This window comes from Achromobacter sp. Marseille-Q4962 (assembly GCF_943737005.1).
Taxonomy (GTDB): domain Bacteria; phylum Pseudomonadota; class Gammaproteobacteria; order Burkholderiales; family Burkholderiaceae_B; genus Achromobacter.
In genome coordinates this window covers 1-5,730 of record NZ_CALSFU010000058.1, presented here as the reverse complement: position 1 = coordinate 5,730, position 5,730 = coordinate 1, and the positions used below count along the sequence as shown (strand labels likewise).

Annotated in this window: 3 protein-coding genes and 1 tRNA gene; 3 read left to right on the top strand and 1 reads right to left on the bottom strand. The window is 64.1% G+C overall.

Annotated elements, in window-relative coordinates; all coding sequences use genetic code 11:
- Nucleotides 1-400: 400 nt before the first annotated feature.
- Nucleotides 401-2,293 carry a molecular chaperone HtpG gene (gene htpG, locus NGJ44_RS22910; RefSeq protein ID WP_053244150.1) on the bottom strand — a complete coding sequence of 631 codons (1,893 nt, stop codon included), beginning with the start codon at nucleotides 2,291-2,293 and terminating at the stop codon, nucleotides 401-403.
- Nucleotides 2,294-2,440: 147 nt separating this feature from the next.
- Here htpG and NGJ44_RS22905 point away from each other — a divergent pair, with 147 nt between their 5' ends.
- The 3 genes from NGJ44_RS22905 to NGJ44_RS22895 all read left to right on the top strand — a co-directional run bounded on the left by NGJ44_RS22905 (nucleotide 2,441) and on the right by NGJ44_RS22895 (nucleotide 5,274).
- Nucleotides 2,441-3,835, top strand: a complete 1,395-nt coding sequence (locus tag NGJ44_RS22905; protein WP_053244151.1) for a uracil-xanthine permease family protein — start codon at nucleotides 2,441-2,443, stop codon at nucleotides 3,833-3,835.
- Between the two features lie 110 nt (nucleotides 3,836-3,945).
- Nucleotides 3,946-4,030 (top strand) — tRNA-Leu (locus tag NGJ44_RS22900).
- 134 nt (nucleotides 4,031-4,164) lie between these two features.
- Nucleotides 4,165-5,274 carry a site-specific integrase gene (locus NGJ44_RS22895; protein WP_251866014.1) on the top strand — a complete coding sequence of 370 codons (1,110 nt, stop codon included), beginning with the start codon at nucleotides 4,165-4,167 and terminating at the stop codon, nucleotides 5,272-5,274.
- The last annotated feature ends 456 nt before the right edge of the window (nucleotides 5,275-5,730 follow it).

Below are 5,730 nucleotides of genomic sequence, written 5' to 3'. Positions count from 1 at the left end.
CTCGGGTCCATCGGGTATATTCCTCCTGCGCAGGCTGAAGAACGCTATCTCCGTACCAACTCTGACTCTGTGCCGATGAACGCTGTACTTTAACCAAACAGCCTCCTCGATTCCCGGGGCAATTCACACTGCCCAACAGCGCGCGGCATTGCGCCAACGACGGCCCGCCATCCGCTTCGTACTTCATGTCGGATGGCTTGCCGGCCAGCTAACACAGATCCAGCTGATGCATGCGCATCAACTCGCCTTGCTCGCCCTGCACGCGGTCATAGCGTTTGATGAGGCACGCACGGGCGTCAGGCTGATTGAGGACTTGCACCTCCTGGTGAGTACGCCCTGCCGGGCGTACCGAAGAAAAGGCGCTCAAGAGCGCCTTTTCTTCTTCATACCCGCGTCTGGCTTACTTCAGCAGCAACGCGTTCAACCGCTTAACGAATGCCGCCGGATCGGCGATCTGCGCGCCTTCGGCCAGCAGGGCCTGGTCCAGCAACAGGCGTGCCCATTGCTCGAACTCGCCGTCTTCGGCGGCGCGGATGCGCGCCAGCAGCGGGTGCTCGGGGTTGATCTCCAGCACCGGCTTGACGTTGGGCGTTTCCTGGCCGGCGGCCTTGAGCATGCGCAGCAGGTGCGGGCTGAGTTCGTTCTGGCCCACCACCACGCAAGCCGGCGAGTCCACCAGGCGCAGCGTGACGCGCACTTCCTTCACCTGGTCTTCCAGGGCCTTCTGCAGGCGCTCGACCACGGGCTTGAAGTCTTCGGCGACTTCCTGCTGGTGCTTCTTCTCTTCCTCGTCGGCCAGCTCGGCGAGATCCAGCCCGCCCTTGGCCACCGACACCAGCGGCTTGCCGTCGAACTCGCGCAGGTAGGAGAGCATCCATTCATCCACGCGGTCCGACAGCAGCAGCACCTCGATGCCTTTCTTGCGGAAGATCTCCAGGTGCGGGCTGTTGCTGGCGGCGGCGAAGGTGTCGGCCGTGACGTAGTAGATCTTGTCCTGGCCCTCCTTCATGCGCGACACGTAGTCGGCAAAGGACACGGTCTGCGCCTGCTCGCCGGTGTGGGTGCTGGCAAAGCGCATCAGCCTGGCGATGCGTTCGAGGTTGGCCCGGTCTTCGCCCGCGCCTTCCTTCAGCACCTGGCCGAACTCGCTCCAGAAGGCGGCGTAATCTTCCTTGCGATTCTCCGCCAGGTCTTCCAGCAGCGACAGGATGCGCTTGGCCGAGCCTTCGCGGATGGCGCGCACGTCGCGGCTTTCCTGCAGAATTTCGCGCGACACGTTCAGAGGCAGGTCGGCCGAGTCGATCACCCCGCGCACGAAGCGTAGGTACGAAGGCAGGAGCTGGTCGGCGTCATCCATGATGAACACGCGCTTGACGTACAGCTTCACGCCGCGGCGGGCGTCGCGGTCCCAGAGATCCATGGGCGCGTGCTTGGGAAGGTAGAGCAGCTGCGTGTACTCGCTGCGGCCCTCGACGCGGTTGTGCGTCCAGGCCAGCGGGTCGTCGTAGTCGTGCGAGACGGTCTTGTAGAACTCGCGGTACTGCTCGTCGGTGATGTCCGACTTGCCGCGGGCCCACAGCGCGTTGGCCTGGTTCACCGTCTCCAGCTCGTCTTTCTTGACCTGCTCGCCCTTCTCGGCATCCCACTCCTCCTTGGCCATGCGGATGGGCAGCGAGATGTGGTCGGAATAGCGGCGCAGGATCTCGCGCAGCTTCCAGCCGTTGAGGAACTCGTCCTCGTCGGGGCGCAGATGCAGGGTGACATCGGTGCCGCGCGTGGCCTTGTCCGACGCGGCGATGGTGAACTCGCCCTGGCCGTCGGACTCCCATCGGACGGCCTCGTCGCCGCCGGCGCGGCGGCTCTCCACCGTGACCTTGTCGGCCACGATGAACGAGGAATAGAAGCCCACGCCGAACTGGCCGATGAGCTGCGCGTCTTTCTGCTTGTCGCCCGTGAGCTGGGCGAAGAACTCGCGCGTGCCCGAGCGGGCGATGGTGCCCAGGTTGGCGATGGCCTCCTCGCGCGACAGGCCGATGCCGTTATCGGAAATGGTGATGGTGCGCGCGGCCTTGTCGTAGCTCACGGTAATGGCGAGCTCGCCATCGCCCTCCATCAGCGCGGGCTGGTCGATGGCCTCGAAACGCAGCTTGTCGCAGGCGTCCGACGCGTTGGACACCAGCTCGCGCAGGAAGATTTCCTTGTTGCTGTACAGCGAATGGATCATCAGGTGCAGCAGCTGCTTCACCTCTGCCTGAAAGCCCAGGGTTTCGGGAGTCGTGGCGGTCTGGCTCATGTTCTTCGACAAGTTGAAAATTGGGGACAAAATACGGCCAGGCAGGCGGGCCGGCCTGGGTAACCCCGAGTACGTGAGGGCCATCTCCAGACTTTCAAGACCCCGCCCGGGTAAAATCGCGGGTTTTCCCCTGGCCGGCCATCCGCCATGCAACCCGCTACCCTGACCCAACCCGCCCCCCACGGCGCGTCCGACACCGACGCCGACAGCGTCCGCGACCTGGTCTACAAACCCGACGACCGGCCCGCCGCCCCCATCGCCTTCGTGGCCGCCCTGCAGCACCTGCTGGCCATCCTGGTGCCCATCGTCACCCCCGGCCTGCTCATCTGCCAGGCGCTGGGCGTCTCCACCCGCGACACCACCCTCATCGTGTCCATGTCGCTGGTCATCTCCGGCATCGCCACCTACGTGCAGTGCAAGCGCTTCGGCCCCCTGGGCGCCGGCCTGCTCATCGTGCAGGGCACCAGCTTCAACTTCGTCGGCCCCCTCATCGCCGGCGGCACTGTCATGGTCAAGCAGGGCACCCCGGTCGAAGCCGTCATGGCCGCCATCTTCGGCGTCGTCATCGCCGGCTCCTTCGTCGAAATGGGCATCTCCCGCATCCTGCCCTTCGTGAAACGCCTCATCACCCCGCTCGTCACCGGCATCGTGGTGCTGCTCATCGGCCTCACCCTCATCAAGGTCGGCCTCATCAGCATGGGCGGCGGCTACGCCGCCATGGGCAACGGCACCTTCGCCAGCGCCGACAACCTCATCCTCTCCGGCCTCGTGCTCGGCACCATCATCCTGCTCAACCGCGTGCCCGTCGTCTGGGTGCGCAGCACCGCGCTCGTCCTCGCGCTGGCCGTGGGCTACCTCGCCGCCGCCGCCATGGGCCGCCTGGACTTCACCGGCGCCCGCGAAGCCGCCCTCTTCCAGGTGCCCACGCCGCTGCACTTCGGCCTGGACTTCTCCTGGCCGCTCTTCGTGCCCATGCTCATCATCTACCTGGTGACCTCGCTGGAAGCCATCGGCGACGTCACCGCCACCAGCAAGGTGTCCAAGGAGCCCGTCGAAGGCCCCGTCTGGATGGAGCGGATCAAGGGCGGCGTGCTCGTCAACGGCGCCAACTCCCTGCTGGCCGGCCTCTTCAATACTTTCCCCAGCTCCGTCTTCGCCCAGAACAACGGCGTCATCCAGCTCACCGGCGTCGCCAGCCGCCACGTCGGCGTATGGATCGCCGGCATGCTCATCCTGCTCGGCCTCTTCCCCGCCGTGGCCGGCGTGCTCCAGGCCGTGCCCGAGCCCGTGCTCGGCGGCGCCGCCATGGTCATGTTCGGCGCCGTCGCCGCCTCCGGCATCAACATCCTCGCCGGCATCCAGCTCGACCGCCGCGCCCTGCTCATCATCGCCGTCTCCCTGGCCCTGGGCCTGGGCGTCTCCCAGGTACCCGAAATCCTCTCGCACCTGCCCCACGCGCTGAAAAACGTGCTCGAGTCCGGCGTCGCCACCGGCGGCATCTGCGCCCTGGTCATGAACTGGTTCCTGCCCGAGAAGAAGTAGCCCGCCGCCAGGAAGCCCGCGCGGGCTTCCTGGCGAAAATCGGAGAACCGCATATAATCACGGTCTTCGTCTCTTTCGCAGCCGCCGCCCGGCGCGCTCGCGTCCTCCCTGCCCGGGTGGTGAAATTGGTAGACGCAGGGGACTCAAAATCCCCCGCCGCAAGGCGTGCCGGTTCGATTCCGGCCCCGGGCACCATCCCCAAATCTTCTGCTAATTCAAACCATTAGAAGATTTCGCAGTACAAGCCCCGCACCGGGGGATTTTCCTAAAATTGTGGTCAGGTACAGTTTCGGTACAGTGATGCGGCGCTAGCCCCACACGGAGTACTCATGGCTACGATCGTTAAGACTTCCTCGGGCACTTGGAAAGCCCTCATTCGCAAGACAGGCTGGCCGGCCACGGCCAAGACGTTCCGCACCAAGCGGGACGCCGAAGACTGGGCGCGCCGTACCGAAGACGAAATGGTACGCGGCGTATACATCCAGCGCGCACCGGCCGAGCGCATGACCGTCGAAGCGGCGCTGACCCGCTACCTCAAGGAAGTCACGCCCACCAAGCGGGCCTCGACCCAAGCCGGCGAGCACAAGAAAGCACAGGTCATCATCCGGCACCTTGGCAAATATTCACTGGCCGCCCTGAACGCCGAGATCGTTGCGCAGTTCCGCGACACGCGACTGGCCGGCGACCCGGACAAAAACGGCAAGCTACGGCCCCGAAGTAACAACACGGTACGCTTGGAACTGGCGCTGCTGGGCCATCTGTTTACCGTCGCGATCAAGGAATGGGGCATTGGCCTGCCCTTCAATCCGGTATCCAACATTCGCCGCCCGGCTCCCGGCTCTGGCCGCAACCGACGATTGACCCCGGAAGAACAAGACCGCCTGCTGCAAGCCGTGGATAAGCACTCGAACCCGATGTTCGGATGGATTGTCCGCATTGCCGTTCAGACCGGCATGCGGCTGTCTGAAATTGCCACGCTACGCATTCGGCAAGTGGACATCGAGCGGCGCGTCGTTCGGCTGGAGCACACTAAAAACTCGTCGCCCCGTACCGTCCCGCTGACGGCCGAGGCAACGCGCGTGTTCACCGAGGCGCTTGCAAACCCCGTGCGACCTGCTGAAACCGAATTGGTGTTCTTTGGCGAACCCGGCCGGGATGGCATACGACGCCCCTACCTGTTCGATAAAGCATGGACAGATGCCAAGCGAGCGGCGGGCCTTGAGGACTTCCGCTTTCATGACCTGCGGCACGAGGCTGTCAGCCGGTTCGTGGAAGCCGGCTTGAGCGATCAGGAAGTGTCGGCCATCAGCGGCCACAAGTCGATGCAGATGCTCAAACGCTATACGCATCTTCGCGCCGAAGACTTGGTGCAGAAGCTGGACCGCATCGCGGCCGCACGCGCCTACGAGCAAACGACCAGAAAACCGGAAAGCCAATAAGCTGGCATAGGTTCCTCATTCGCGCCTTGCCGTCTCACTCCCGGTCGAGACGTTGTTGAGCACCAGAACGCACGGCCGACTCTGCAAGCCAGGCTGCGCCCCCATAGAAGTAGCCGGGCCACTCATCAGCGAGTGCTACCTCCCGCTTCACTAAGCGCTTGGCAAATGCGGCCAGAGCGCGAACGTCCGTTTCGGAACGGACCTCAAGCGGCGCAATCAGGTCAATCGTGGTTGCTGTCGAGCACCAACCAATGCGAGCCGAGGGGGTGACGTCGAAATCAATGCCGGCATCCTCCAATTCGCTTTCTCTCTTTCTGACGGCATCAAAATTGAATTGCCCCGGGAATCGAGGAGGCTGTTTGGTTAAAGTACAGCGTTCATCGGCACAGAGTCAGAGTTGGTACGGAGATAGCGTTCTTCAGCCTGCGCAGGAGGAATATACCCGATGGACCCGAG